The 25,119-nt window shown below is 50.8% G+C and carries 34 protein-coding genes and 2 pseudogenes; 4 read left to right on the top strand and 32 right to left on the bottom strand.

The window, feature by feature from the left end; translation table 11 throughout:
• Positions 1 to 158: 158 nt before the first annotated feature.
• The 7 genes and pseudogenes from pseC to NEA10_RS13745 all read right to left on the bottom strand — a co-directional run bounded on the left by pseC (position 159) and on the right by NEA10_RS13745 (position 7,164).
• Positions 159 to 1,325 (bottom strand): UDP-4-amino-4,6-dideoxy-N-acetyl-beta-L-altrosamine transaminase, encoded by a 1,167-nt coding sequence (pseC, locus tag NEA10_RS13775; RefSeq protein ID WP_252661293.1) that lies wholly within the window; start codon positions 1,323 to 1,325, stop codon positions 159 to 161.
• Complete coding sequence (gene pseB / locus NEA10_RS13770) at positions 1,325 to 2,314, bottom strand: UDP-N-acetylglucosamine 4,6-dehydratase (inverting) (protein WP_252661284.1); 990 nt, start codon at positions 2,312 to 2,314, stop codon at positions 1,325 to 1,327. The genes pseC and pseB overlap by 1 nt, the downstream gene beginning before the upstream one ends.
• 546 nt (positions 2,315 to 2,860) lie before the next feature.
• Positions 2,861 to 3,701, bottom strand: a pseudogene (locus tag NEA10_RS13765) (DUF2887 domain-containing protein).
• A 126-nt stretch (positions 3,702 to 3,827) separates the two neighbouring features.
• A pseudogene (locus NEA10_RS13760) lies at positions 3,828 to 4,519 on the bottom strand (Uma2 family endonuclease).
• Between the two features lie 415 nt (positions 4,520 to 4,934).
• Positions 4,935 to 5,765: a DUF2887 domain-containing protein gene (locus NEA10_RS13755; RefSeq protein ID WP_252661268.1), complete on the bottom strand. Its 831-nt coding sequence runs from the start codon at positions 5,763 to 5,765 to the stop codon at positions 4,935 to 4,937.
• Between the two features lie 81 nt (positions 5,766 to 5,846).
• Positions 5,847 to 6,677, bottom strand: a complete 831-nt coding sequence (locus NEA10_RS13750) for a DUF2887 domain-containing protein (protein WP_252661266.1) — start codon at positions 6,675 to 6,677, stop codon at positions 5,847 to 5,849.
• Between the two features lie 82 nt (positions 6,678 to 6,759).
• Positions 6,760 to 7,164 (bottom strand): RpnC/YadD family protein, encoded by a 405-nt coding sequence (locus NEA10_RS13745; RefSeq protein WP_252665422.1) that lies wholly within the window; start codon positions 7,162 to 7,164, stop codon positions 6,760 to 6,762.
• A gap of 147 nt (positions 7,165 to 7,311) precedes the next feature.
• Between NEA10_RS13745 and NEA10_RS13740 the strand changes: the two genes are divergently transcribed.
• Together NEA10_RS13740 and NEA10_RS21120 are read left to right on the top strand one after the other, a co-directional pair.
• Entirely contained in the window at positions 7,312 to 7,545 is a 234-nt protein-coding gene (locus NEA10_RS13740; RefSeq protein ID WP_252661265.1) for a hypothetical protein, read from the top strand.
• 23 nt (positions 7,546 to 7,568) lie between these two features.
• On the top strand, positions 7,569 to 7,700 hold the full coding sequence (locus tag NEA10_RS21120; protein WP_374111768.1) for a PIN domain-containing protein: 132 nt from the start codon (positions 7,569 to 7,571) through the stop codon (positions 7,698 to 7,700).
• 291 nt (positions 7,701 to 7,991) lie between these two features.
• Here NEA10_RS21120 and NEA10_RS13735 read toward each other — a convergent pair whose 3' ends face one another.
• Positions 7,992 to 9,029 (bottom strand): RpnC/YadD family protein, encoded by a 1,038-nt coding sequence (locus NEA10_RS13735; protein ID WP_252661262.1) that lies wholly within the window; start codon positions 9,027 to 9,029, stop codon positions 7,992 to 7,994.
• A 312-nt stretch (positions 9,030 to 9,341) separates the two neighbouring features.
• Here NEA10_RS13735 and NEA10_RS13730 point away from each other — a divergent pair, with 312 nt between their 5' ends.
• On the top strand, positions 9,342 to 9,500 hold the full coding sequence (locus NEA10_RS13730) for a hypothetical protein (RefSeq protein WP_252661260.1): 159 nt from the start codon (positions 9,342 to 9,344) through the stop codon (positions 9,498 to 9,500).
• A gap of 253 nt (positions 9,501 to 9,753) precedes the next feature.
• Here NEA10_RS13730 and NEA10_RS13725 read toward each other — a convergent pair whose 3' ends face one another.
• The 20 genes from NEA10_RS13725 to NEA10_RS13625 form a co-directional block, all read right to left on the bottom strand.
• Positions 9,754 to 9,966 (bottom strand): type II toxin-antitoxin system HicB family antitoxin, encoded by a 213-nt coding sequence (locus tag NEA10_RS13725; RefSeq protein ID WP_252661254.1) that lies wholly within the window; start codon positions 9,964 to 9,966, stop codon positions 9,754 to 9,756.
• A gap of 227 nt (positions 9,967 to 10,193) precedes the next feature.
• A complete protein-coding gene (locus tag NEA10_RS13720; RefSeq protein WP_252661258.1) occupies positions 10,194 to 11,231 on the bottom strand; it encodes an RpnC/YadD family protein in 1,038 nt (345 codons plus the stop codon).
• A gap of 418 nt (positions 11,232 to 11,649) precedes the next feature.
• Positions 11,650 to 11,826 carry a hypothetical protein gene (locus NEA10_RS13715; RefSeq protein ID WP_252661256.1) on the bottom strand — a complete coding sequence of 59 codons (177 nt, stop codon included), beginning with the start codon at positions 11,824 to 11,826 and terminating at the stop codon, positions 11,650 to 11,652.
• 269 nt (positions 11,827 to 12,095) lie between these two features.
• Positions 12,096 to 12,308 carry a type II toxin-antitoxin system HicB family antitoxin gene (locus NEA10_RS13710; protein ID WP_252661254.1) on the bottom strand — a complete coding sequence of 71 codons (213 nt, stop codon included), beginning with the start codon at positions 12,306 to 12,308 and terminating at the stop codon, positions 12,096 to 12,098.
• Positions 12,305 to 12,499 carry a hypothetical protein gene (locus NEA10_RS13705; RefSeq protein ID WP_252661252.1) on the bottom strand — a complete coding sequence of 65 codons (195 nt, stop codon included), beginning with the start codon at positions 12,497 to 12,499 and terminating at the stop codon, positions 12,305 to 12,307. Before NEA10_RS13705 ends, NEA10_RS13710 begins: the two co-directional genes overlap by 4 nt.
• A gap of 37 nt (positions 12,500 to 12,536) precedes the next feature.
• Entirely contained in the window at positions 12,537 to 13,121 is a 585-nt protein-coding gene (locus NEA10_RS21010) for a hypothetical protein (RefSeq protein ID WP_309494198.1), read from the bottom strand.
• Positions 13,122 to 13,251: 130 nt separating this feature from the next.
• Entirely contained in the window at positions 13,252 to 13,710 is a 459-nt protein-coding gene (locus tag NEA10_RS13690; protein ID WP_252661250.1) for a PIN domain-containing protein, read from the bottom strand.
• Complete coding sequence (locus tag NEA10_RS13685; protein ID WP_252661248.1) at positions 13,703 to 13,936, bottom strand: UPF0175 family protein; 234 nt, start codon at positions 13,934 to 13,936, stop codon at positions 13,703 to 13,705. The genes NEA10_RS13690 and NEA10_RS13685 overlap by 8 nt, the downstream gene beginning before the upstream one ends.
• 17 nt (positions 13,937 to 13,953) lie before the next feature.
• Positions 13,954 to 14,628: a Uma2 family endonuclease gene (locus NEA10_RS13680; RefSeq protein WP_252661247.1), complete on the bottom strand. Its 675-nt coding sequence runs from the start codon at positions 14,626 to 14,628 to the stop codon at positions 13,954 to 13,956.
• Between the two features lie 48 nt (positions 14,629 to 14,676).
• Positions 14,677 to 14,820: a hypothetical protein gene (locus tag NEA10_RS13675; RefSeq protein WP_252661245.1), complete on the bottom strand. Its 144-nt coding sequence runs from the start codon at positions 14,818 to 14,820 to the stop codon at positions 14,677 to 14,679.
• Positions 14,821 to 14,828: 8 nt separating this feature from the next.
• Positions 14,829 to 15,512 (bottom strand): Uma2 family endonuclease, encoded by a 684-nt coding sequence (locus NEA10_RS13670; protein ID WP_252661243.1) that lies wholly within the window; start codon positions 15,510 to 15,512, stop codon positions 14,829 to 14,831.
• A gap of 68 nt (positions 15,513 to 15,580) precedes the next feature.
• Complete coding sequence (locus NEA10_RS13665; RefSeq protein ID WP_252661241.1) at positions 15,581 to 16,240, bottom strand: Uma2 family endonuclease; 660 nt, start codon at positions 16,238 to 16,240, stop codon at positions 15,581 to 15,583.
• A gap of 29 nt (positions 16,241 to 16,269) precedes the next feature.
• Positions 16,270 to 16,467, bottom strand: coding sequence for a DegT/DnrJ/EryC1/StrS family aminotransferase (locus NEA10_RS13660; RefSeq protein ID WP_252661239.1), 198 nt, complete (start codon positions 16,465 to 16,467; stop codon positions 16,270 to 16,272).
• Between the two features lie 96 nt (positions 16,468 to 16,563).
• Positions 16,564 to 16,824: a Txe/YoeB family addiction module toxin gene (locus tag NEA10_RS13655; protein WP_252661237.1), complete on the bottom strand. Its 261-nt coding sequence runs from the start codon at positions 16,822 to 16,824 to the stop codon at positions 16,564 to 16,566.
• A complete protein-coding gene (locus tag NEA10_RS13650) occupies positions 16,821 to 17,075 on the bottom strand; it encodes a type II toxin-antitoxin system Phd/YefM family antitoxin (RefSeq protein ID WP_252661229.1) in 255 nt (84 codons plus the stop codon). The genes NEA10_RS13655 and NEA10_RS13650 overlap by 4 nt, the downstream gene beginning before the upstream one ends.
• Before the next feature lie 387 nt (positions 17,076 to 17,462).
• Entirely contained in the window at positions 17,463 to 18,137 is a 675-nt protein-coding gene (locus NEA10_RS13645) for a Uma2 family endonuclease (RefSeq protein WP_252661220.1), read from the bottom strand.
• 89 nt (positions 18,138 to 18,226) lie between these two features.
• On the bottom strand, positions 18,227 to 18,796 hold the full coding sequence (locus tag NEA10_RS13640; RefSeq protein WP_252661218.1) for a Uma2 family endonuclease: 570 nt from the start codon (positions 18,794 to 18,796) through the stop codon (positions 18,227 to 18,229).
• Between the two features lie 102 nt (positions 18,797 to 18,898).
• Positions 18,899 to 19,384 (bottom strand): hypothetical protein, encoded by a 486-nt coding sequence (locus NEA10_RS13635; RefSeq protein ID WP_252661216.1) that lies wholly within the window; start codon positions 19,382 to 19,384, stop codon positions 18,899 to 18,901.
• 99 nt (positions 19,385 to 19,483) lie between these two features.
• Positions 19,484 to 19,975 carry a ribonuclease toxin HepT-like protein gene (locus tag NEA10_RS13630; RefSeq protein WP_252661214.1) on the bottom strand — a complete coding sequence of 164 codons (492 nt, stop codon included), beginning with the start codon at positions 19,973 to 19,975 and terminating at the stop codon, positions 19,484 to 19,486.
• Between the two features lie 58 nt (positions 19,976 to 20,033).
• On the bottom strand, positions 20,034 to 20,543 hold the full coding sequence (locus NEA10_RS13625; protein WP_252661212.1) for a pilus assembly FimT family protein: 510 nt from the start codon (positions 20,541 to 20,543) through the stop codon (positions 20,034 to 20,036).
• 395 nt (positions 20,544 to 20,938) lie between these two features.
• Between NEA10_RS13625 and NEA10_RS21005 the strand changes: the two genes are divergently transcribed.
• The gene (locus NEA10_RS21005; protein ID WP_309494193.1) at positions 20,939 to 22,540 is read left to right on the top strand and encodes a calcium-binding protein; all 1,602 of its coding nucleotides are present in this window, start codon (positions 20,939 to 20,941) and stop codon (positions 22,538 to 22,540) included.
• Here the strand turns inward: NEA10_RS21005 and NEA10_RS13610 are convergent.
• From NEA10_RS13610 to NEA10_RS13595, 4 genes are all read right to left on the bottom strand, one after another.
• A complete protein-coding gene (locus NEA10_RS13610; RefSeq protein WP_252661210.1) occupies positions 22,537 to 22,848 on the bottom strand; it encodes a hypothetical protein in 312 nt (103 codons plus the stop codon). The two genes, NEA10_RS21005 and NEA10_RS13610, sit on opposite strands and share 4 nt — an antisense overlap.
• Positions 22,849 to 22,916: 68 nt before the next feature.
• The gene (locus tag NEA10_RS13605; protein WP_252661208.1) at positions 22,917 to 24,437 is read right to left on the bottom strand and encodes a hypothetical protein; all 1,521 of its coding nucleotides are present in this window, start codon (positions 24,435 to 24,437) and stop codon (positions 22,917 to 22,919) included.
• Positions 24,416 to 24,805, bottom strand: a complete 390-nt coding sequence (locus NEA10_RS13600; protein ID WP_252661206.1) for a hypothetical protein — start codon at positions 24,803 to 24,805, stop codon at positions 24,416 to 24,418. Before NEA10_RS13600 ends, NEA10_RS13605 begins: the two co-directional genes overlap by 22 nt.
• A gap of 54 nt (positions 24,806 to 24,859) precedes the next feature.
• Entirely contained in the window at positions 24,860 to 25,072 is a 213-nt protein-coding gene (locus NEA10_RS13595) for a hypothetical protein (RefSeq protein WP_252661204.1), read from the bottom strand.
• Between the last annotated feature and the right edge of the window lie 47 nt (positions 25,073 to 25,119).

Here is a 25,119-nt window from a genome sequence, read left to right as displayed (position 1 = left end):
TAAAACTTAAATCTGAAGTAATATTCCTTTAGGATGAATTCACATCTTTTCGCCTATAAGCTCTCATTCTAACCGCGATAATTTACAACTAAAATTATTTCCCCCATCATACCGGTCATGACACCAAATAGACTTCATCAACAGACCCCATTGACCCATCATCCCAAAACCTCCCCCAGCACAGCCACCACCCTATCCTGAGCCGACTCCGTCAACCCAAAATACAGCGGCAAACTAATCGCCTCCCCATAATACCGCTCCGCCTCCGGGAAATCCCCCCAAGCAAAGCCCCGTTCCTGATAAAACGGCTGAGTATGAACCGGGATATAGTGCAAATTCACCCCAATCCCAGCACTCCGCAACCCTTCAAACACCTGTCGATGGGTCTTCCCCAGCTTCTCTAGCTGCAAGCGAATCACATACAAATGCCAACTCGACTCCATCTCAGCCCCCTGCACCGGCAATGTTATCGGCAACCCTTGCAATACCCTATCATAGCGACGCGCCAAACCCCGACGACGGGCCACAAACTCATCCAACCGCCCCATCTGACTCGCCCCCAACGCCGCCTGAATATCCGTCATCCGATAATTAAACCCCAACTCCAACTGCTGATAGTACCAGGGGCCATGACTCGCCTCCGTCAGCCAATCCTCACGCCGAGTAATCCCATGAGTCCGCAACCGAATCAGCCGTTCATACAAATCCTGCCGATTCGTCACCACCATCCCCCCTTCCCCCGTGGTAATAATCTTCACCGGATGGAAGCTAAACACCGCCATATCCGAATACTCACAGCATCCCACCGGCTTTCCCTGATAACGAGCGCCAATCCCATGAGACGCATCCTCCAGCACCGTCACCCCATAGCGACGAGCCAGGACCCCAATCTGCTCCATCTCACAAGACTGTCCCGCCAAATGCACCGGAACCAGCAGCTTCGGCAACCGTCCCCGCCGCTGAGCCTCCAGCAACTTCTCCTCCAGCGCCGCCACACTCAAGTTATAGCTCTGGGGGTCAATATCCACAAAATCCACATCAGCCCCACAATACAAGCCACAATTCGCCGAAGCCACAAACGTATTCGGCGAAGTCCAGAGCCTATCCCCGGGTCCCAACCCCGCCGCCAAACAGGACAAATGCAAGGCCGCCGTCGCACTGGTCACCGCCACGGCATAGCGCACCCCACAATACTCAGCCACCGCCTCCTCAAAGCGAGCAATTGCCGGTCCCTGAGTAATCCAGTCCGAGCGCAACACCTGCACCACCGCCTCAACATCCTCAGGGGAAATGTCCTGACGACCATAGGGAATATACTCTGCCATCAGCCCAACCGTTCCAATAACGCCTCAGCCGTCAACCAATCGGTATTAGTATCCGAACTATACACAAACCCATCAGCCACCGGACTACCGGTTTCACTCAAAGCATTGCGCCGATAATCGGCCTTATAGGAATACTCAATCGTCGGCATAATCACATAATGGTCTGGAAACTCAACAGTTAAATGAGACGACTCCCCGGGACACATCACCTCATGCAATTTTTCCCCCGGTCGAATCCCCACAATTTTATGAGGCAACTGAGGCGCTAGAGCCTTAGCCATCTCCGTCATCTTCATCGAAGGAATCTTAGGAACAAAAGTTTCTCCCCCCTGCATTCGTTCAAAGCTTTTCAGCACCAAATCAATTCCCTCCTGGAGGGTAATCCAAAAGCGAGTCATCCGGGGGTCAGTAATCGGCAACTCCGTCGCTCCCTCGGCAATCAACTGTTTAAAAAAGGGAACCACCGACCCTCGCGACCCCAAAACATTGCCATAGCGAACTACAGAAAAACGAGTCTTTAACGTCCCTGTGATATTATTTGCCGCCACAAATAACTTATCGGACGCCAACTTTGTTGCTCCATAAAGATTCACCGGATTAACGGCTTTATCCGTCGATAGAGCCACCACCTTTTTTACCCCCTGAGACAGCGCCGCATCAATAACATTATTAGCCCCGTAAATATTGGTCTTAATACATTCCATAGGATTATACTCCGCCGCCGGAATTTGCTTCAGCGCCGCCGCATGAATCACATAATCCACATCTCGCATCGCCAATTTAAGGCGTTCCACATCTCGAACATCCCCTAAAAAGTAACGCATCGCCGGGGCATCAAACACCTGCCCCATTTCAAACTGTTTCAACTCATCCCGAGAATAGACAATCACCTTACTGGGAGAATAGCGTTCCAGCAAGGTTTTCACACAATGCTTCCCAAAAGACCCAGTCCCACCTGTAATTAAAATCGCCTTACCATCAAACATCATTCAAACTCAGACCCAGCAAGGGAAACAATATAAAACAATATAGCAACAGAGCCGGGAGTCTAAAAGCCCAACAAGCCCCCCCCTACTCTATCAGCATCAGTTTTCCCGACGCCATCCCCCGACAAAAGTTTCCCACGCCATCCCCCTGTCTGGAGTGACTGAGCGACTCAACCCAACGCCTGCGAGTCGAACGGTCTCTTCCTCTCCACGAATGAGTCTGTGCCGCACTGGAAGGAGAGATTCGGGTCTTCCCCATGGAGCGATCGCCTTAAACTCAGCCACCGGAGCATCATCGCGACCCTGCGGCTCGAATTATCATTGCTCCTTCTCAGATCAGGCAGCAGAGCCGCCCCACATCGGTGTCATGGCTCAGCCATAACACCAGGATGACCAGGAGGTTCGGTGGGAGGTTCGGTCAAAAAGGGCGAACGGCATCACCTCGGCGATCGCTCACCGACCATCTTTCGCCCGTACTGTTTTCATGAGGGCGATCGCACTCAGGTCAAGACACCGAGTGTCTCCAAAGACACCCGGTGTCTGGAGTGACTAAACCACACCCGTCAACCAAGCCTGAAAATCCTCCATCCCCCCAAACTCCAACAACGCCTCCGCCAGGGCCTGTCGCTGAGGGGCCGACAAGTCCTTAACCCGTTGCTGCTGCTCCTCAGACAGCTCCCCACAGCGCCGAGTCAACTGACGCAGCACTAGGTCAGACTCCACCTGCCCCTGGGTCTTCTGCAACACATCCTTATAAAACTGCGTATCCTGAACACGCACCTGAGTAATATCTAACATCTCCCGTATCGCCTCCAAACTCAAATTAGGGAATTTACCGACCATGGGCGACCACAAGGGTTCGCCCCTACATACCAAAATCCAGCCGCCGCTCAAACTCCCGCTCCGTCGCTTCTTGCGCCAATAGCTGACGAGCCTTCTCCGGGGCCTCCTCCTCCGACAGCACCAACAATCGCAACAGAGCCAAATTCGGCGTCAACTCCTCTAACGGAATCAAATCCTCCAGATAAAACCGCTCCACCTGCGTCGCCAACACCCCTCGATAGGGGTCTTCTTCCCCAAAATTCAAGGTGCGGCGAGGGAACAACAACAGACCCCGCCAAGGTCGCGTCACTTCATACTGTTCCAGATAGAGAAACACCTGGGCAAAAAAACGGCGATAAAACCCAGGGTCTCTTTGCATCTGGGCCTCTAGAAACACCAATGGCAAACTCGGGTCATCCCCCAGGGGCATCAACAGACCATCCAAGCGGCGTTCTCGTTCCTTCAGGACTGGGGCAAAATAGTCAAAGCGGCAGTCCTGGGGTAGGCCCGGGATTAACTCCGCCACCAAGTTCGGTTCCAACAGAAAGATGCGGTAGGGGCGAAAAATTTTTCGCCCCTACCGTTTTCATGAGGGCGATCGCAACAGACTCCCCTCACTCTATCAGGTCACTGTCCAAGTCAAGACACCGAGTGTCTGAAGTAACTGAGCGACGAATGACTCTCCTAAGTACGACTACTGACCCGACCCCAACCTCTCCACAAACTGCTCATGTTCCGGCGAACCCATCCCCTCCTGTAACCTCATCAACACCGGCCCCATCTCCCCCGCCAACAGCGCCTTCACATCCAACAGCAACCCCGGAAAAAACGGACTCCTCAGACAACCCGCCCCATCCGGCTCCAGCCTGCGATAGTCCCCCTCCTCCAGCACATACCAACGAAACTCCTCCTCCAGAACCACCCACACCAGATACTCCCGAACTCCGTTGCGACGATAGGCCCGCAACTTATCATGGAGGTCGTAGGATGCCGTACTCGCCGCAATCTCCACAATCAACTCCGGCGCCCCCTCAATATAGTAGGGGCGAAAAATTTTTCGCCCCTACAAATCCGCGACTGTCCCCCCACCTCCTCATCAAGGCGCAAGAGCGCATCGGGTTGAGGTTCATTGTCTAGGTCCAGACGAACTGTTGTGTTATCTAACACCATACTATTCGGGGTGGCCGCTGCATACACCATTAACCAGCCCATAATGAAGCCGTGAGGTCGGCCATGTTGTCTCGCTCTGACTGGCGATGCCATATAAACTACTCCTTCGACTAATTCCGCCTTCTTCACCTCTGGCAACACCTGATAGCGTCGCTCGAACTCCGTCCGAGTGAGGCGATCGCCACTTTCCAAAATTGGCATGAGTTTCAATGTCATTGATGTTTCTCGACTCACAACTGAACCTCCCGGCATTCTCGAACGACACTCAACTTAGGGAATTTACCGACCATGGGCGACCACAAGGGTTCGCCCCTACATACTCAATCCAGCCACCGCTCAAACTCTCGCTCCGTGCCGCTTTGAGCCAGCGACGAGCCTTCCGGGTCGCCTCCTCCTCAGATCAGGCGGCAGAGCCGCCCCACATCGGTGTCATGGCTCAGCCATAACACCAGGATGACCAGGAGGTTCGGTGGGAGGTTCGGTCAAAAAGGGCGAACGGCATCACCTCGGCGATCGCTCACCGACCATCTTTCGCCCGTACCGTTTTCATGAGGGCGATCGCAACAGACTCCCCTCACTCTATCAGCTAACCCACTCAGATTAAGACACCGAGTGTCTGGAGTGACTGACCTCAAGCCAAACCCGCCAACCAAGCCTCAAAATCTCCCATCCCCCCAAACTCCAACAACGCCTCCACCAGAGCCTCCCGCTGAGGGGCCGACAAGTCCTTAACCCGTTGCCGCTGGTCCTCTGACAGCTCCCCACAGCGCCGAGTCAACTGACGCAGCACTAGGTCAGACTCCACCTGCCCCTGGGTCTTCTGCAACACATCCTTATAAAACTGCGTATCCTGAACACGGACCTGAGTAATATCTAACATCTCCCGTATCGCCTCCAAACTCAAATTAGGGAACTTACTGACCATTATACTCTCGACTAAATCCAGCCGCCGTTCAAACTCCCGCTCCGTCCCCCCTTGCGCCAATAGCTGACGAGCCTTCTCCGGGGCCTCCTCCTCCGATAACACCAACAATCGCAACAGAGCCAAATTCGGCGTCAACTCCTCTAACGGAATCAAATCCTCCAGATAAAACCGCTCCACCTGCGTCGCCAACACCCCTCGATAGGGGTCTTCTTCCCCAAAATTCAAGGTGCGGCGAGGGAACAACAACAGACCCCGCCAAGGTCGCGTCACTTCATACTGTTCCAGATAGAGAAACACCTGGGCAAAAAAACGGCGATAAAACCCAGGGTCTCTTTGCATCTGGGCCTCTAGAAACACCAATGGTAAACTTGGGTCATCCCCCAGGGGCATCAACAGACCATCCAAGCGGCGTTCTCGTTCCTTCAGGACTGGGGCAAAATAGTCAAAGCGGCAGTCCGGGGGGAGGCCCGGGATTAACTCCGCCACCAAGTTCGGTTCCAACAGAAAGATGCGGTAAAAAAGCTTATCCGTTTTCATGAGGGCGATCGCAACAGACTCCCCTCACTCTATCAGCTAACCCACTCAGATTAAGACACCGAGGGTCTGGAGTGACTGACCTCAAGCCAAACCCGCCAACCAAGCCTCAAAATCTCCCATCCCCCCAAACTCCAACAACGCCTCCGCCAGAGCCTCCCGCTGAGGGGCCGACAAGTCCTTAACCCGTTGCCGCTGGTCCTCAGACAGCTCCCCACAGCGCCGAGTCAACTGACGCAGCACTAGGTCAGACTCCACCTGCCCCTGGGTCTTCTGCAACACATCCTTATAAAACTGCGTATCCTGAACACGGACCTGAGTAATATCTAACATCTCCCGTATCGCCTCCAAACTCAAATTAGGGAACTTACTGACCATTATACTCTCGACTAAATCCAGCCGCCGTTCAAACTCCCGCTCCGTCCCCCCTTGCGCCAATAGCTGACGAGCCTTCTCCGGGGCCTCCTCCTCCGATAACACCAACAATCGCAACAGAGCCAAATTCGGCGTCAACTCCTCTAACGGAATCAAATCCTCCAGATAAAACCGCTCCACCTGCGTCGCCAACACCCCTCGATAGGGGTCTTCTTCCCCAAAATTCAAGGTGCGGCGAGGGAACAACAACAGACCCCGCCAAGGTCGCGTCACTTCATACTGTTCCAGATAGAGAAACACCTGGGCAAAAAAACGGCGATAAAACCCAGGGTCTCTTTGCATCTGGGCCTCTAGAAACACCAATGGTAAACTTGGGTCATCCCCCAGGGGCATCAACAGACCATCCAAGCGGCGTTCCCGCTCCTTCAGGACTGGGGCAAAATAGTCAAAGCGGCAGTCCGGGGGTAGGCCCGGGATTAACTCCGCCACCAAGTTCGGTTCCAACAGAAAGATGCGGTAAAAAAGCTTATCCGTTTTCATGAGGGCGATCGCAACAGACTTCCCCCACTCTATCAGGTCACTGTCTCAGGTTAAGACACCGAGGGTCACCGAGTGACTGAACCTACCCCAACTCCTCTAACAGTTCCTCAAACGACCCCCAAGACTCCAACGACGCCGCCCCTTGCAGCAGCCGTCGCAATTGGGACTCATCCCGGATCTGATTCACCCGTTCCAACCCAGCCGTCGGAACCGGACCAAACCGCGCCCTCAGCACCTCGGCGATCGCGACCCGAGTCGCCTCCACCAGTCCCTCCTGACGACCTTCCTGTAGTCCTTCCTGTAGTCCTTCCTGACGACCTTCCTGACGACCTTCCTGACGACCCGTCTCCAAGGCCCGACGTTCAATATTACTCAGAATCGGCATATTTCGTTCCTCCTGATACTGACGTAGCTTGCTATCAAAACTCTCCTGCAACACCGACGGCAAAGTCATCATCCAATCCAACACCCGAAAGAAGCGAATCACCTCCTCCTCAGGATAATCGCGTTCATAGAGCAGTTGAGTCTTTAACTGCCCATGTTAGACTAATGCTGTTCTACCCTAATGACTGTTAGCATCAACATCCCTGACCCCCCAAGGGGTTCCAACTCACCCAGGTTAAACCTCATTGCTATGGAAGCCCTACGAATCATCACCCAACCCGTCAATCGACAATTAGCCATCAACTTACCCCCATCATTCAGTGGTGAACAGCATTACGAAGTGATTGTCTTACCTATCCCCTCTGAAGAATCAATCGCCCCGACCCCCCGGCGAAAACCCTCTCCAAAATTGGCCGGTACGGCTCGCCTCATGGACGATCTAACGACACCGGGCACTCTTGACTCGGATTGGCAATTGTCTTAGATACCCCTGCCCCACCCTCGTCCATGTTGTTACTCGATTTAAAAGCCTCTCAGCTACCGGAGCATCATCGCGACCCTGCGGATCGAATTATCATTGCCACGGCTTTGGTCCATGATACCCAGTTGATGAGTTTTGATTCAGCATTCCTGAGCTAGACAGAGCTGGGCGATCGCTTACTGTCGAGTTAATGCTAACTCCCAACTGCCTTTTCATATCAGGCGGCAGAGCCGCCCCACATCGGTGTCATGGCTCAGCCATAACACCAGGATGACCAGGAGGTTCGGTGGGAGGTTCGGTCAAAAAGGGCGAACGGCATCACCTCGGCGATCGCTCACCGACCATCTTTCGCCCGTACCGTTTTCATGAGGGCGATCGCCACAGACTCCCCCCAATCTATCAACCAACCCACTCAGATTAAGACACCGAGGGTCACCGAGTGAGTGAACCTACCCCAACTCCTCTAACAGGTCCTCAAACGACCCCCAAGACTCCACCAACGCCGCCCCTTGCAGCAGCCGTCGCAATTGGGACTCATCCCGGATCTGATTCACCCGTTCCAACCCCGTCGTGGGAACCGGACCAAACCGCGCCCTCAGCACCTCGGCGATCGCGACCCGAGTCGCCTCCAGCAGTCCCTCCTGACGACCTTCCTGTAGTCCTTCCTGTAGTCCTTCCTGACGACCTTCCTGTAGTCCTTCCTGACGACCTTCCTGTAGTCCCTCCTGACGACCCGTCTCCAAGGCCCGACGTTCAATATTACTCAGAATCGGCATATTTCGTTCCTCCTGATACTGACGTAGCTTACTATCAAAACTCTCCTGCAACACCGACGGCAAAGTCATCATCCAATCCAACACCCGAAAGAAGCGAATCACCTCCTCCTCAGTATAATCGCGTTCATAGAGCAATTGCACCAACGTCCATTTCCAGCCTTCGCGGTCTTGTGCATTGCCTCGCGTCGCCTGAGTCTTCAGATGAGCCATTACCAGCAGCGCAAAGGGATTCGACGAGTTTTCCAAACTCGACCACTGAGACTCATAATCCAGAAGTTTCACCTGAGGAAACTTAAACTCCAGGGAACAGCCCGCCAACTCATAGCCATACCCTGCCGGTCGCCAATTCGGCTGGTCATCCCCAAGAATTGCCAAACTAATCACCCTTTTATGGATATCGAAGGAGCGATAATGATACACATACATCCGTTCCTCAAACAGATTATCCCGTTGACTCTGAATCTCAACGTGAATCAGCAGATAGGCCGCTTCACCATTTTTTTGCCAAACTTTGAACAGTTTATCCCCCTCTCGTTCCCCACTCTCAGCACCGGGACTGATTTGTTGCAATTCCTTATCCAGGGACTCATAGCCGCGACTCCAATCCACCAGAGCCTGAACCTGGGGAAAAAAGAACTCCAGGAACTGTTCGAGATAATCTTCAATCGCCTCTTTCCAGGGTTGGTCAAAATTGGCATTGGGGGTCTTCACCGCGCTGACTCCTGATGACCGGTCACATCACCCCTTATTGTACCCCAAACCCTCCCCAAAATCCCCTCTTGGGAGGGGTTCCTGGGTGCTGCTGGAGTCGCAACTGACGACTCCAGCCAACATCCTCAGCGGCTAGCCAACACCATCGAACCTAAGCCAAACCGGCCAACCCAGCCTGAAAATCCTCATGGCGCCATAAACCCACTCAAACTTTACCACGGAACAAACAGGGCGAAAAATTTTTCGCCCCTACAATTTTCCTGACGGCGATCGCCCTCAACTCAAGACACCCGGTGTCTCCAAAGACACCGAGTGTCTGAAGTAACTGAGCGAACCAACCCCGGAAAAAACGGACTCCTCAGACAACCCGCCCCATCCGGCTCCAGCCGGCGATCGTCCCCCTCCTCCAGCACATCGCCCCTAGGGGTTTCCGGTTTCATCAGTGCGATCGCCAAAATATTAAAACATTAAAATGTGTTAACGATATCAGTCTTAGTCACACCCTTATGAGACGCGATCGCCCTTAAAATACTATTGAGAGTCCCCAGTCGCAAAGGATTGTGATTAGGGATACTCAGTCTTTGATGACTGGGAGATTCAGTCTCCAAAATAAGAAATATGACTTCCCTGTTGATGAACGACTTGATAATCCCAATACCGACAAAGAACCTCCACGAACTATTGTCCCTTCAAATCCCTGGGAATTTTCATGAACCAGACTCACCTATTGAATCACCAACATCTCTTCCCTAACTAAATGAAGCTTAACGTGAGGAAAGCTTGATGTATCAAAATAATATCCTTTAACTGCCTCATTAACATTCGCACGTAACGCTTCCCAGCTATCGCCTTGAGTGAAAATATTTTCAGTTAGGCATTCAGCGACAAATCCACCATCTTCTTCCTGAAATACCTCAAAAACAATCACCGAATTCATAATTTTTTTCCTTGAACTCCATCAACCGCGCCAACTGGGTTCATATACAACATTTCCAGGATAGCTTCCCCACTGAAATTAGGGAGGGCGACCCCCACCACCTCGGCGATCGCTCACCGACCATCTTTCGCCCGTACCGTTTTCATGAGGGCGATCGCCACAGACTCCCCCCACTCTATCAACCAACCCACTCAGATTAAGACACCGAGGGTCTGGAGTGACTGAACCTACCCCAACTCCTCTAACAGTTCCTCAAACGACCCCCAAGACTCCACCAACGCCGCCCCTTGCAGCAGCCGTCGCAATTGGGACTCATCCCGGATCTGATTCACCCGTTCCAACCCCGTCGTGGGAACCGGACCAAACCGCGCCCTCAGCACCTCGGCGATCGCGACCCGAGTCGCCTCCAGCAGTCCCTCCTGACGACCTTCCTGTAGTCCTTCCTGTAGTCCTTCCTGACGACCTTCCTGTAGTCCTTCCTGACGACCTTCCTGTAGTCCCTCCTGACGACCCGTCTCCAAGGCCCGACGTTCAATATTACTCAGAATCGGCATATTTCGTTCCTCCTGATACTGACGTAGCTTACTATCAAAACTCTCCTGCAACACCGACGGCAAAGTCATCATCCAATCCAACACCCGAAAGAAGCGAATCACCTCCTCCTCAGTATAATCGCGTTCATAGAGCAATTGCACCAACGTCCATTTCCAGCCTTCGCGGTCTTGTGCATTGCCTCGCGTCGCCTGAGTCTTCAGATGAGCCATTACCAGCAGCGCAAAGGGATTCGACGAGTTTTCCAAACTCGACCACTGAGACTCATAATCCAGAAGTTTCACCTGAGGAAACTTAAACTCCAGGGAACAGCCCGCCAACTCATAGCCATACCCTGCCGGTCGCCAATTCGGCTGGTCATCCCCAAGAATTGCCAAACTAATCACCCTTTTATGGATATCGAAGGAGCGATAATGATACACATACATCCGTTCCTCAAACAGATTATCCCGTTGACTCTGAATCTCAACGTGAATCAGCAGATAGGCCGCTTCACCATTTTTTTGCCAAACTTTGAACAGTTTATCCCCCTCTCGTTCCCCACTCTCAGCACCGGGACTGATTTGTTGCAATTCCTTATCCAGGGACTCATAGCCGCGACTCCAATCCACCAGAGCCTGAACCTGGGGAAAAAAGAACTCCAGGAACTGTTCGAGATAATCTTCAATCGCCTCTTTCCAGGGTTGGTCAAAATTGGCATTGGGGGTCTTCACCGCGCTGACTCCTGATGACCGGTCACATCACCCCTTATTGTACCCCAAACCCTCCCCAAAATCCCCTCTTGGGAGGGGTTCCTGGGTGCTGCTGGAGTCGCAACTGACGACTCCAGCCAACATCCTCAGCGGCTAGCCAACACCATCGAACCTAAGCCAAACCGGCCAACCCAGCCTGAAAATCCTCATGGCGCCATAAACCCACTCAAACTTTACCACGGAACAAACAGGGCGAAAAATTTTTCGCCCCTACAATTTTCCTGACGGCGATCGCCCTCAACTCAAGACACCCGGTGTCTCCAAAGACACCGAGTGTCTGAAGTAACTGAGCGACGAATGCCCCTCCTAAGCACCACTACTGACCCGACCCCAACCTCTCCACAAACGGCTCAGGTTCCGGCGAACCCATCCCCTCCTGTCACCTCATCAACACCGGCCCCATCTCCCCCGCCAACAGTTCCTTCACATCCAGCACCAACCCCGGAAAAAACGGACTCCTCAGACAACCCGCCCCATCCGGCTCCAGCCGGCGATCGTCCCCCTCCTCCAGCACATCGCCCCTAGGGGTTTCCGGTTTCATCAGTGCGATCGCCAAAATATTAAAACATTAAAATGTGTTAACGATATCAGTCTTAGTCACACCCTTATGAGACGCGATCGCCCTTAAAATACTATTGAGAGTCCCCAGTCGCAAAGGATTGTGATTAGGGATACTCAGTCTTTGATGACTGGGAGATTCAGTCTCCAAAATAAGAAATATGACTTCCCTGTTGATGAACGACTTGATAATCCCAATACCGACAAAGAACCTCCACGAACTATTGTCCCTTCAAATCCCTGGGAATTTTCATGAACCAGACTCACCTATTGAATCACCAACATCTCTTCCCTAACTAAATGAAGCTTAACGTGAGGAAAGCTTGATGTATCAAAATAATATCCTTTAACTGCCTCATTAACATTCGCACGTAACGCTTCCCAGCTATCGCCTTGAGTGAAAATATTTTCAGTTAGGCATTCAGCGACAAATCCACCATCTTCTTCCTGAAATACCTCAAAAACAATCACCGAATTCATAATTTTTTTCCTTGAACTCCATCAACCGCGCCAACTGGGTTCATATACAACATTTCCAGGATAGCTTCCCCACTGAAATTAGGGAGGGCGACCCCCACCACCTCGGCGATCGCTCGGTGAGCATCTTTCGCCCGTACTGTTTTCATGAGGGCGATCGCCACAGACTCCCCCCAATCTACCAACGAACCCACTCAGATTAAGACACCGAGGGTCACCGAGTGACTGAACCTACCCCAACTCCTCTAACAGTTCCTCAAACGACCCCCAAGACTGCAACGACGCCGCCCCTTGCAGCAGCCGTCGCAATTGAGACTCATCCCGGATCTGATTCACCCGTTCCAACCCAGCCGTCGGAACCGGACCAAACCGCGCCCTCAGCACCTCGGCGATCGCGACCCGAGTCGCCTCCAGCAGTCCCTCCTGACGACCTTCCTGACGACCTTCCTGACGACCTTCCTGACGACCTTCCTGACGACCCGTCTCCAAGGCCCGACGTTCAATATTACTCAGAATCGGCATATTTCGTTCCTCCTGATACTGACGTAGCTTACTATCAAAACTCTCCTGCAACACCGACGGCAAAGTCATCATCCAATCCAACACCCGAAAGAAGCGAATCACCTCCTCCTCAGTATAATCGCGTTCATAGAGCAATTGCACCAACGTCCATTTCCAGCCTTCGCGGTCTTCTGCATTCCCTCGCGTCGCCTGAGTCTTCAGATGAGCCATTACCAGCAGCGCAAAGGGATTCGACGAGTTTTCCAAACTCGACCACTGAGACTCATACCCGGAAAAAACGGACTCCTCAGACAACCCGCCCCATCCGGCTCCTGCTGGCGATAGTCCCCCTCACAGACTCCAACGAAACTCCTCCTCCAGAACCACCCACACCAGATACTCCCGAACCCCATTGCGACGATAGGCTCGGAACTTGTCATTGCCCTCACTCTTCTCCATACCTTGACAACAAATCACTCATGATCTGCGGAGAAATCCGAAAATTGCTTTTCTCAATTTTCTGGATAATTGGTTTGATTTTATCGCAATATCCCCGCTCTTTTGCTTTACTAACTACACCCAAAGTTCCGGTTAAAACTAACTTAAGTTGCTTGGCAAATTTTCTAGCTTTTAAATCATCTAAAATGACTAACGAATCTCTTTTTTCTATCGCCAAAGCAATTGCAGATGCTTCTCCAACATCTAATACTGTTTCAATACTTTTTTGATAAGCTTTATTTTGAACCGTCTCAACACTAATCCAACTGGGCAAATTTTCCCCAAATTCCCGTTCTATTTCAGGAGTAATGTAAACTTGACCATAAAGCAAATACAACAGCTCTAACTCCCCAATCTTACTGAGTACAATCAAACAACTCGCATCGGCAATAACAACATTAGGCATTCGTGATATCCGACTCTAAATCTTCAATCGATGTACTAAAAAACGATACGTTATAGTCACCAATCCGTTCAATGAAGTCTCTTTTGCTTAAACCTGCCAACTCTGCGGCTTGTCCTGATGTCAATGTTTTATTTTCATACAACTTTGCTGCTATCAACAACCGTAATTCTTCATCGCTTTGTTCAATAGTATTAGGCAAATTGAGCTGTAAAGTACGCTGATTCATGACTCTCCTAAGTACGACTACTGACCCGACCCCAACCTCTCCACAAACTGCTCATGTTCCGGCGAACCCATCTCCTCCTGTAACCTCATCAACACCGGCCCCATCTCCCCCGCCAACAGCGCCTTCACATCCAGCACCAACCCCGGCCAAAACGGACTCCTCAGACAACCCGCCCCATCCGGTTCCAGCCGCCGATAGTCCCCCTCCTCCAGCACATACCAACGAAACTCCTCCTCCAGAACCACCCACACCAGATACTCCCGAACTCCATTGCGACGATAGGCCCGCAACTTATCATGGAGGTCGTAGGATGCCGTACTCGCCGCAATCTCCACAATCAACTCCGGCGCCCCCTCAATATAGTCGTCCTCGCTAATCCGAGACTGTCCCCCCACCCCCTCATCAAGGCGCAAGAGCGCATCGGGTTGAGGTTCATTGTCTAGGTCCAGACGAACTGTTGTGTTATCTAACACCATACTATTCGGGGTAGCCGCTGCATACACCATTAACCAGCCCATAATGAAGCCGTGAGGTCGGCCATGTTGTCTCGCTCTGACTGGCGATGCCATATAAACCACTCCTTCGACTAATTCCGCCTTCTTCACCTCTGGCAACACCTGATAGCGTCGCTCGAACTCCGTCCGAGTGAGGCGATCGCCGTTTTCCAAAATTGGCATGAGTTTCAATGTCATTGATGTTTCTCGACTCACAACTGAACCTCCCGGCATTCTCGAACAACTCTAGACAGACAACTGCTGCAACCAAGCCTGAAAATCCTCCATCCCCCCAAACTCCAACAACGCCTCCGCCAAAGTTCGACAGCGCATCAAATGTCCGCTGCCAATTTGTGCAGATGAATCAACCCGAAAAATAACCTTCATCATCACTCAAACTACAAATCATCAGGGTTCACGCCCAATTGCCGTAATCGCTCCGCCATTTTCTCTGATTTTTCCCGTTCCACTTGTCTGGATGTCTCGATTTCCCTCAAACTCCCGAGCCGTTCTCCCGTCTCAGGATTATAAAAGCGAAAACTGCCGTCCTGCAAGCGTCGTAACTCTAACCCCAACACCTCCGAAAACAGGATTAAGCTGGGTTCATTCTCTTGGGGAGGAATCGGAAAATAATTACCATCCAGCAAACGCAATCCTTGAAGTGAGGGACTTAAATAATCTGAGGTAGGGTCATACTGAAAATACTCCTGAACGCCCAAATAGGCATACAGTCCTTTTTTCGTGCCTTGGTCTTCACTGCGGGTCCTTTTTGAGGTGATTTCCAAAATGAAACTGGGCAGTGTATCATTCTCTTCCCAGACTTTATACGATAACTGTTGTTTATCCTCAACCCCAAACACCACAAAGACATCGGGAGCCACAACAGCTTTCGGATTACCCCGTTCATAGTAAACAAATAAGTTGCCCGAAACATAGACATCTGAGCGATGCTGAAAATGCAGTTTCAGGCTCTCCGTTCCATAAATTAAATCATCCCGCGCCGCGTCACCTTCTGCCATGGGTAATCCATCACAATCAGGATATTCAATTTCATTCAGAATCTTGTTCAGGGACGTGGGCATGGGTTGTCATCCTAAAACGCCACATTGGAGACAGCCTAACACAAGACTCACTCAATCCGCCTACCCAATCATTGCGATCGCTGGAGGTTCTTGAGAAAAGCCTGATGTTCAGGCGACGTAATCCCTCCCTGTAACGTGGTCAAGACTTGCTGCATTTGACCCTCTAACAGCGCCTCAACATCCAATCGCAAGCCGGGAAACATCGCACTACTCAGACAACCTGCACCGTCTGGCTCCTGCTGCCGATAATCCCCATCCTTCAGCACATACCAGCGAAACTCCCGTTCCAGCACCACCCAAACCAAATAGTCCCGAACCCCATGACGACGATAGACTTCCAACTTATCATGGAGGTCATAAGATGCCGTACTCGCCGCAATTTCCACAATCAACTCCGGCGCACCTTCGAGATAATCATCCTCACTAATCCGAGACTGTCCCCCCAACGACTCATCGAGACGCAACAGCGCATCGGGTTGAGGTTCATTCTTCCCATCCAGTCGCACCGTAGCATTATCGGCACAGTAAACCCCAGGAGTTGCCGCCCGATAGACCCCCAACCAAGTCATGATGTCACTATGAGGCTGGCCATGCTGTCGATACCGTAGGGGTGAGGCCACGTAAACAACCCCTTCCACTAACTCCGCCTTCTTAACTTCCGGCATCCCTTGATAGCGCCGCTCGAACTCAATCCGAGACAAACGGTCTCCACTTTCCAAAATTGGCATCAGTTCTCCAACACTCGACCGACCTAGACTCACCATAAAACCTCCCACAACACGGCTACCACCCTATCCTGAGCTGACTCCGTTAACCCGAAGTATAACGGCAAACTAATCGCCTCTGCATAATACCGCTCCGCTTCTGGGACCCCCCCCCAAGTAAAGCCTAACCCCTGATAAAACGGCTGAGTATGAACCAGGATATAGTGCAAAATGAAGCTCAGACCCAGCAAGGGAACCAATATAAAACAACATACCAACAGAGCCGGGAGTCTAAGCCCAACAAGCCCCCCCTTGTATTGTGCGTGACTCATATTAAACCTCTCTGGTCATCTTTCATAGTGAAACCGACAGGAAATAATTAAAATTTCATCTCCAACCACCTGATACACCAAACGATGCTCCCCATCAATCCGCCTTGACCAGTAACCCGATAAATTTCCCTTCAAAGGTTCTGGCTTGCCAATCCCCTCAAACGCATCCCTCATCACATCTTTAATCAGAAGATTTACCCGTTTTAAAAGCCTCTTATCCTTCTTTTGTAGCCAGAGATAATCAGACCAAGCCAACTCAGTAAAACTTACCTTCATTCATCCAGAAGTTCCTTGAGGATAGTCTGACCTGACTCAGCCTGCTTGATAGATTCAAGAAGATGAGACGCATTGGCTGGATTGGATAAAAGATAAATCGTTTCCCGCCAAGCACTAAACTCTTCTAACGACATCAAAACCGCTTCTTGACCCTTTTGATTCCGTAGGATTGTCGGTTCAACATCTATAATAACCTGGTCAATCATCTCATCTAATTGCTGTTTGGCTTGTTGAGTTTCAATGGTTTTCATCGTCCGCTCCTATAAGAGTTCCAAGTTTCTATCAGACAGCTCCCCACAGCGCCCAGTCAACATAAAACTGCGTATCCTGAACACGCACCTGAGTCATACCCAATATCTCCCCTGTCGCCTCCAACCTCAAATCAGGGAGGGCGCGCCACCACCACCACTTCGACTATCGCTCAGTGACCAAGGTTCGCCCTTACAAACCATTATACTCCCTCAGATCAGGTGGCAGAGCCGCCCCACGTCGGTGTCATGGCTCAGCCATAACACCAGGATGCCAGGATGTTGTGACGGCGATCGCAACAGACTCCCCTCACTCTATCAGGTCACTGTCCAAGTCAAGACACCGAGTGTCTGAGGCGACTGAGCGACGAATGCCCCTCCTAAACACCACTACTGAGCCGACCCCAACCTCTCCACAAACCGCTCATGTTCCGGCGAACCCATCTCCTCCTGTAACCTCATCAACACCGGCCCCATCTCCCCCGCCAACAGCGCCTTCACATCCAACAGCAACCCCGGCCAAAACGGACTCCTCAGACAACCCGCCCCATCCGGCTCCTGCTGGCGATAGTCCCCCTCCTCCAGCACATACCAACGAAACTCCTCCTCCAGAACCACCCACACCAGATACTCCCGAACCCCATTGCGACGATAGGCTCGAAACTTATCGTGGAGGTCGTAGGAGGCGGTACTCGCCGCAATCTCCACAATCAACTCCGGCGTACCCTCAAGATAGTCGTCCTCGCTAATCCGCGACTGTCCCCCCACCCCCTCATCAAGGCGCAAAAGCGCATCGGGTTGAGGTTCATTGTCCAAGTCCAAGCGAACTGTTGTATTATCCGCCACCTCAACCCCTGGGGTAGCAGCAGCATAAACTTGCAGCCAGGTGATAATTTGACTGTGAGGTTTTCCATGTTGCTGATAACGAACTGGCGATGCCATATAAACCACCCCTTCCACTAATTCCGCCTTCTTCACCTCTGGCAACACCTGATAGCGTCGCTCGAACTCCGTCCGAGTGAGGCGATCACCGTTTTCCAAAATTGGCATGAGTTTTAATGTCATTGATTTTCCTCCTCAAGTTAAGACACCCGGCGTCTGGAGTCACTGAACCTCCCCCAACTCCCCACAACGGGATTCGACAAGTGTTCCATTTATTGAACTATCAACCAAGAAAACAGCTCTTGCGCTGATAAGTCTAAATCTTCCACCGTCTCTAGGGTCGGTAAACGGTCTTCTCCCTGTTTAATTTCGGGAAATACGTTGGGCTGAACAATCAGCACTGACTCATCTTTGGGGTCAATCAACCATCCAATTTGAGTTCCCTGCTGAATACAAAATAAGATTTTCCGAATCACCTGATTAGCCGATTGGTCTGGAGATAAAATCTCAATCACCCAATCCGGATGACTCTCAAAACGATTCGCTATTTTTCCTTCCTCAGTTTTGGGGATGCGCTCCCACGTAAAAACACTGATATCGGGGACAACCGAGCGCCCCGCAAATGTACAGCGCAACTCTGTAAAAGCATGACCTATTTTTTTTGTAATGATAGCCTCATTAATTACGGTTCCCAGACGAATTTGCAAGGTACTATGTTCTCCTTGAGGCATTGGCTTTTGCTCGATGTTTCCGTCGATGTATTCCCTGGCGGGTTTGGTTTCAGGAAGCGCTAAAAACTCCTCTAGGGTAATTTTGGACTGAGCTTGAGTTACCGAAACCATGTCTGTCCTCCGAATCGTTGATAAAGCTGTTAAGGGATTGTCCCATCACCAGAGCAATCCCCACTATTGGGATTAAATTGAGGCGATGCGATCGCCGGGTTCTTAACCTAAAATTATACTAACAACTGCCCCCGCGAGAGGATTTTCTAAAGAACTGTGGCGAAATAACCAATTCAAGAGTAATGGCTCAATCTCAAACTCGTCTGCCCCTACTTTACCCTCAATAAACAGAAACAGAGCCATCCCAGATAATTTAATCCCTTGACCCTGAGCATTCTTGAACTCCATCACCCAGTACTCCAGTGGGTAATTTTCCCATTGACAGCCATAGATGTTCCAATACTCATCAATCCGGCTATGCTGGTTGGCAATCTGTTTCAACGTCCGCACAAAATCTTCAAGATGTTCTTCGAGTGTTCCCGGCTTTAACTGACCCAAGAGCACACCTTGCTCTTGGCGAAGACTAAATAAATCCAGATTAAGGCGATCGCCCACGGCAACCTCCAAATTACGAGGCTCAATCGAGGTATTCCCCGTGCTTTTAGCCGTAAAATCTTGCACAATACCTAATGAATAAAAAGTTCCCATTTTTGCCATCTTACTCTACCTTAATAGTTTAGCACAAGATGTATAATAATGAGGACAAGTTTATTCCAACTTAGCCCACATTATTTCAACTCAAATTACCTAATCCTGCTCATCAGCTAATACCAAAATAAAATCCACATACCTCTGCAAATCTGCCCCAATCAACGGACGCACCTGGTCATACACGGACCTGAGATAGTCCAATCGCCGCCAATCATAATCAAACTCATAATCCTCCCGTTTAAAATGCCGAAATCGCCGCAGTTCATCGAGCAGACGATAGGTCTCCCGCGACAACACCGCCCGGCGCACTCCAGGCACTTCAATCGGCATTTTTTGCAGTAACTCCTTGTGCCACTGCTGCGGGTCTAAATGATTCTCAAACTGGCGAGCAATCCGAAACAAAATGGTTTCGATACAGGTGTAGGTATTACACAAAATCTCCGCCAACAAGACGGCATCCCGTACATCTCGTTGACTAGGGTCAGAAAACTGGCCCTCATAGGACTCATACAGCCCTTGCAACCGTTCGAGAACCGACTGACTCTCGCGAATTTCCCCCACCAATAGCAACAGGTCATCTCTCACCATACAACACCTCCCCCTTAGCCAAAATGATTCTCTGGAACGAGGAGTCAACCTCATCGAGTTATCGCTTACACCAGTCATCCCGCGTTTTGCGAATCGTCCCTAATAGGGTGGAGACAAAGGTACAACGCCGTAACTCAGGATTATCACGATGAAATACGGTAATTCGTCCAAGTTGACCCATGACATGACCTCGATGGTCGAACACCACCCGCCGCACCCCTTGAACCCGTCGCAGGGTGCTGTTGTCTTCATCGTAGCGGACGAGGAACGGTAGGGCATTCCACTGAGCCTCATCGGGGTGAACGCTAACAGGATGAACGGCCCACAAGGCTTGGTCTGCCTCGCCTCGGAAGCTGGCCTGGTATCGGACTTTTGAGGTTTTAGCTCGAACTTGCGCTGAACGAATAGCCAGAAAGACCGCGTCATTGCCCTGTTTGACGGCCTGATTAGCCGTGAAATGCCCCCAAACAACGATGGATAGTGAACTCAGGATTCCGACCATTACAATAACGACCAGAAGCTCAGGCAGGGTAAATCCCCGGCTTCGGCGACGCTGATGTGGTTTCATGATGCACCCGACTCATTCGATTGTGTCAGTAACGTTCTCTGACTCACTAAGACGCGGTTTCAGGGGCTTCCACTCACCGGCTCACCTCCAGGGAATCATCACCTCCCAGGGTTGCATCTTTCGTTGAGTCGATAGATGGCGACAAGTCTAACGAAGGAATTGGCAAACTGCCATAGTGTTCTAAGAATTGTGTCCTGTTCCTCTGCTCTTAGATAGCTGGAGTGGTTCATAAATCAGGATAGATAAGGCTTTCAAGCTAGAGAGGCACCTAGGGTAGGTCAGTTGTCTTTGCTCACAATGTCAGGATTGCTTGACCTATGCCCTTGGCAATTGCGATCGCCCCAAGCTAGGGTGACCGCCATGAGTTGCCACTGTTGTTATGTAAGGGCGTTGCCATGACCACAGTTGACTTGATGGGTGTATCGTACCAAGAAGACTTTGCAACATTAGGAGAGGGATTGCCCAATGGTTGGGCAATTTATACGGGGGCGACGGTCTCAAATTTAGGAAGTCTCAACGTCTTTGACCCCGAGCCAGCGACTTGGAATGAGGTGAAGGGGGCGTTTAAAAATTTAGCATCGATTAAGAGTGGCTTAGAGCTAGGAGCCGCACCGGAACAGCAACGACAGGCAGGCGATCGCGCCCTCGGCATTCGTCAGTCAGGTAGCTTCGGAGACCCCGGTGCTGCCTTTGTTTTCTCCCTCACAAATACAGAAGGATTCCAAGACTTTCACCTCTCCTTAGAAGCCCAACTGTTGAGTGTTCAAGACCGTTCTACGTCTTGGACGATTGATTATCGAGTCGGCGAAGCGGGAGAGTTTTTTCCTTTAGGATTGTATGAAGACCCTGACATTTTTGGCATCACTCCTCTCAGGACTGGGGTGGAACTCTTAGAATTTAATGATGACATCAACAATCAATCAGAACCCGTTCAAATTCGCATCGTTGCCCTCTCAGAAAGTAGCGGTCAAAACCGAAGAGATACTTTTGCAATTGACAATTTTAGATTAACCTATAGCCCCATCAAAGAAAGTCTTGAAGAGATTGGGGAATTCCCAGGAAATGCCCCCACCATTATCGCCATTCAACGACCCGAAGATGTCGATAAAGTGACAACTCAAGACGTTGTCACCTACGAAGTCCACTTTAGTGAGCCGGTGATGGAGGTAGATGTGGAGGATTTCACCCTCACCACCACCGGAACCGCCGCAGCCGATATCGCCTCCGTCTCCGCCGACTCTGGAACGGTGATTGAGGTCATCCTGGAGGGGGTGACTGGAGAGGGAAGCCTGCGTCTGGATGTTCTCCCAGAGACAGCCACCATCGTCAATCTGGCGGGTGTTCCCTTGAGTGAGGGATTTACCGAGGGCGATCGCTATATCATCGAGAAGGCTCTCATCGAGCCAGAACCCGACCCGCCAACTCCTGAACCTGAGCGGGAACCCAAACCTGAGCCCGAACCCGAGCGGGAACCCAATCCCCCTTCACGAAGGATTATCAACCAACTGATTTTGGGAGTGGGGACTCATCCAGAAACCCTCATCGGCGGCGAGGGGAATGATACCATCGCCGCCTTTGAGGAAGATGACGTCATTTTTGGACAGGGGGGGAACAACCTCCTATTCGGCAATAAGGGGGACGATCGCATCTACAGTGGTGATGGTGAGGATACCCTCTTCGGGGGTCAAGGAAACGATCGCCTGATTGGGGGTCCTGGAAACACGGTCTTATCTGGAGACTTAGGACAAGACACGTTAACTGGAGGCGGGGGAAACAACCTATTCATCCTACGTCCCGATAGCGACGCCGACGTGATTACCGACTTTAGCCTGGAGCGCGATCGCCTCGGCTTATCTCATGGATTACGGCTAGAAGATTTAGAATGGACTCAGGAGGGGGAGAACACCCTCATTCAGATGGAAGATGGCAGGGAGATCGCCATCCTGCAACAGACCCAAGCTACCCAACTCCAGCCGCGCCAATTTCGACTCCTTTAAGCCAACCTCAGCCCCCACCCACAATAATGGGACTCGTCGTTGGAAAGACTAGCAGGTAGTGCAGCACTACCCGAATCTTCAATCAGCCAGAAGATATTTTCAGGATAGGGATGGAGAGAGATATATATTCCCGTCCTGGAGGTTGCGCGATCGCCCAATCCGGTTCCGATGAAAAACGCATGAGGTTCGGCTTCTGGGGCCATGGTTACAATGTCTCCAGCGAGTAATTGCACAGGGCGATCGTCGAGAATCCCCGTTTTAACAATCTGCTGGTAGTCTTCCACCGTCCACTGAATTGTTGACAGCATGGTTGAGACTCCCTGGAGTAACCTCAGTTCTACTTTAGCGCAGAAACTGCTGAGTTTAATCCGTTCAGCTAGTCTCGTCTGGAAATCCACCACCACCAGAGGCGAATCAAGAGTTTCGTTCCTCCCCAGGCTATAATAGCAGTTGCCGAACTCAAGAGAAGGGCGATCGCCAAGGGATGGAGGTGTTCCCCCCGATTTTCCTCCCAGGGCCGAGTCATCGGCTCCTCAAACCCTAACCCCACCGTTGAAGCCACGATCGCCCCCGCACCAATTCCCACCCCAATCGCCTGAATTTGGTCTTGGAGTTTTTGGTTTTGTTCCTGTAAACTGCGATCGCGCTGGGCCTGTTCAATCTCCACAATCCCCCGAATCGAGGCGATGGCTTTGTCCGCCAAACTCGACCCCTCGACAAAATAGTTGAGTTCATCATCAATGCGAGATTGAAAATAGGGAGAGGTGCGATCGCCAAACTCCCGAAAAAACTCCAAATCCTGCTCCTGAACCTCATGTTCCTGCTCGTGCAGGGTCTGCAAAATCGCCGCCAAAGTCACCTCATAATTTTTCGTATTGATGCTAATGGTATTACGACAATGCTTATAATTTCGCAACAGTCGGGCATAGTCTAAATCCAACGCCGCCAATTCCTTTAAGACCAGTTTTAAGTCTTCTAATTGCCCCTGACTTAACGCGAGACGGCTCGTATTTTGAGTTAATTCTTGTTTAAACGACTTGACTTTTTTCTCTAAATCTATATAAATAGCATAGGTTTTTTGATAGAGCGTGCGAGTTTCCCGATAGGCAGAAACCACTTTATTTCGATAATAAAATAAATTGATGAATTGCCAATAAGCGCCTTCAAACTTGCTACTGGATAACCGATTGCGAAACAGGTAAACTAAAACATGGGGTTGAACCTCCGCCTCCCCCTCCATGTTCCTATCCAAAACGTGACCGCCAAACTCAAAAATTGGGCTACCCCACAACTCCCCCACTTGGCACAACACCGGAGAGTTTTGTTTGCGAGAGGGGATAACCTGTTTCAAACAACGGCCGGCAAACTCTTGTAACTCTTTTGGAGTTTTGTGGCTGTGTGAGTCGGGCAAAAATGCCGTTAAGACTAACGTTTGTCCCAGAGAACTTTGGACAAAACTCGGCAAAAAAAGCAGCCGTTCCGTATTTAGATTGCGCCAAAATGAAATCCGTACATCGTCAGTTTTTTGCTGATGTTCTTCTTCCGGGCGGCGCAAATTCACCGTTAAACTATAACTATCATAAATCCGATGAGTGAACACCAGCCCAGTCATGGTTAAATCCGAGTTCGGGAGTTTTCCCCTTAATTGCAGTTGTTTTTGGGGATTGAGATTAACCTGCGCCCCCGCTGGTTCTTCAGAGGGATGGGGATACCCAGCAATTTGGAGGCGTTCCCTAAAGCCCAAGGCTTGTAAAATCTCATCCCCCTTTTCCCACAACTGCTGAGGATTGGAGGCTAGAGAGTCAGGTTCTCCCGTTAATCCTCGCCGGAGATGAAAGGCGAATAAATGTAAATTTGGGGCATAAACCGGCGGGGTTATCTGTTGTTCTGAGTCCATTGCTTTAAGCTTTGCTTAATGTGGCGAACCAAGGAAGTTTTCTCCGCCTGAGGTGCCGGAGTAATCACCACAGCACTTTCCGTTTCTTCGATGACTTGGAAATTCGGAAACGTCCGTTGGATTTCACTCGGTTCGGAGATTCCTTGGAGTTCTCTTTTTCTATCCCGTTCAAAAATAGCTTGTTCTTGCGGAAATTGTTCGATCCAAGTTATAATTAAATCTGCCATCTCGTTGAGATTGGCTTCCGATAGCCCCTCTAATTCCGCTGCTAATGTTTGAACCTGTTGCAACGCCTCTGGCGGTAAAATGGGCGGTTCCGCTTCTAGGAGTTCCGCGAACATCAGTAGGGTGTCAGTTGAATCTTTCATGGTTATTTGGTGTTAATAAGAAGATTTGTAATCGGGTAAAGTAATAGCAAAAGCCTATCTGACATGGACAAACATTACAGACTCATCCCCTCGACGAATGGCTTGTCCTAGTGCTAGGATTTCTTCAAAAGCCGGTTCATCCTTGAAAGACCCGGTAATTTGTTGTAATCCATTCAGCGATTGCGTCGGGGCAATCTGTTTTTGAATTTGGCTAAGGGCGGCTTCGACGGCGGCCATGCGTTCTTCTAATGAACTGTTGCTGGTCATGGATGTTAAAAGGTGGGTCGAGTCTAAAACCATCATATCGCAAGGCT

This window comes from Phormidium yuhuli AB48 (assembly GCF_023983615.1).
GTDB lineage: Bacteria > Cyanobacteriota > Cyanobacteriia > Cyanobacteriales > Geitlerinemataceae > Sodalinema > Sodalinema yuhuli.
This window is presented reverse-complemented; position numbering and strand designations above follow the sequence as displayed.

Bases quoted from the DNA above. Each gene is read 5' to 3' on its own strand.
- pseC (WP_252661293.1), bottom strand. From the start codon at position 1,325: ATGGCAGAGTATATTCCCTATGGTCGTCAGGACATTTCCCCTGAGGAT.
- pseB (WP_252661284.1), bottom strand. From the start codon at position 2,314: ATGATGTTTGATGGTAAGGCGATTTTAATTACAGGTGGGACTGGGTCT.
- NEA10_RS13755 (WP_252661268.1), bottom strand. From the start codon at position 5,765: ATGAAAACGGATAAGCTTTTTTACCGCATCTTTCTGTTGGAACCGAAC.
- NEA10_RS13750 (WP_252661266.1), bottom strand. From the start codon at position 6,677: ATGAAAACGGATAAGCTTTTTTACCGCATCTTTCTGTTGGAACCGAAC.
- NEA10_RS13740 (WP_252661265.1), top strand. From the start codon at position 7,312: ATGGAAGCCCTACGAATCATCACCCAACCCGTCAATCGACAATTAGCC.
- NEA10_RS21120 (WP_374111768.1), top strand. From the start codon at position 7,569: ATGTTGTTACTCGATTTAAAAGCCTCTCAGCTACCGGAGCATCATCGC.
- NEA10_RS13725 (WP_252661254.1), bottom strand. From the start codon at position 9,966: ATGAATTCGGTGATTGTTTTTGAGGTATTTCAGGAAGAAGATGGTGGA.
- NEA10_RS13710 (WP_252661254.1), bottom strand. From the start codon at position 12,308: ATGAATTCGGTGATTGTTTTTGAGGTATTTCAGGAAGAAGATGGTGGA.
- NEA10_RS13690 (WP_252661250.1), bottom strand. From the start codon at position 13,710: ATGCCTAATGTTGTTATTGCCGATGCGAGTTGTTTGATTGTACTCAGT.
- NEA10_RS13685 (WP_252661248.1), bottom strand. From the start codon at position 13,936: ATGAATCAGCGTACTTTACAGCTCAATTTGCCTAATACTATTGAACAA.
- NEA10_RS13680 (WP_252661247.1), bottom strand. From the start codon at position 14,628: ATGACATTGAAACTCATGCCAATTTTGGAAAACGGCGATCGCCTCACT.
- NEA10_RS13675 (WP_252661245.1), bottom strand. From the start codon at position 14,820: ATGATGAAGGTTATTTTTCGGGTTGATTCATCTGCACAAATTGGCAGC.
- NEA10_RS13670 (WP_252661243.1), bottom strand. From the start codon at position 15,512: ATGCCCACGTCCCTGAACAAGATTCTGAATGAAATTGAATATCCTGAT.
- NEA10_RS13665 (WP_252661241.1), bottom strand. From the start codon at position 16,240: ATGCCAATTTTGGAAAGTGGAGACCGTTTGTCTCGGATTGAGTTCGAG.
- NEA10_RS13655 (WP_252661237.1), bottom strand. From the start codon at position 16,824: ATGAAGGTAAGTTTTACTGAGTTGGCTTGGTCTGATTATCTCTGGCTA.
- NEA10_RS13650 (WP_252661229.1), bottom strand. From the start codon at position 17,075: ATGAAAACCATTGAAACTCAACAAGCCAAACAGCAATTAGATGAGATG.
- NEA10_RS13645 (WP_252661220.1), bottom strand. From the start codon at position 18,137: ATGACATTAAAACTCATGCCAATTTTGGAAAACGGTGATCGCCTCACT.
- NEA10_RS13640 (WP_252661218.1), bottom strand. From the start codon at position 18,796: ATGGTTTCGGTAACTCAAGCTCAGTCCAAAATTACCCTAGAGGAGTTT.
- NEA10_RS13635 (WP_252661216.1), bottom strand. From the start codon at position 19,384: ATGGGAACTTTTTATTCATTAGGTATTGTGCAAGATTTTACGGCTAAA.
- NEA10_RS13630 (WP_252661214.1), bottom strand. From the start codon at position 19,975: ATGGTGAGAGATGACCTGTTGCTATTGGTGGGGGAAATTCGCGAGAGT.
- NEA10_RS13625 (WP_252661212.1), bottom strand. From the start codon at position 20,543: ATGAAACCACATCAGCGTCGCCGAAGCCGGGGATTTACCCTGCCTGAG.
- NEA10_RS21005 (WP_309494193.1), top strand. From the start codon at position 20,939: ATGACCACAGTTGACTTGATGGGTGTATCGTACCAAGAAGACTTTGCA.
- NEA10_RS13610 (WP_252661210.1), bottom strand. From the start codon at position 22,848: ATGCTGTCAACAATTCAGTGGACGGTGGAAGACTACCAGCAGATTGTT.
- NEA10_RS13605 (WP_252661208.1), bottom strand. From the start codon at position 24,437: ATGGACTCAGAACAACAGATAACCCCGCCGGTTTATGCCCCAAATTTA.
- NEA10_RS13600 (WP_252661206.1), bottom strand. From the start codon at position 24,805: ATGAAAGATTCAACTGACACCCTACTGATGTTCGCGGAACTCCTAGAA.
- NEA10_RS13595 (WP_252661204.1), bottom strand. From the start codon at position 25,072: ATGACCAGCAACAGTTCATTAGAAGAACGCATGGCCGCCGTCGAAGCC.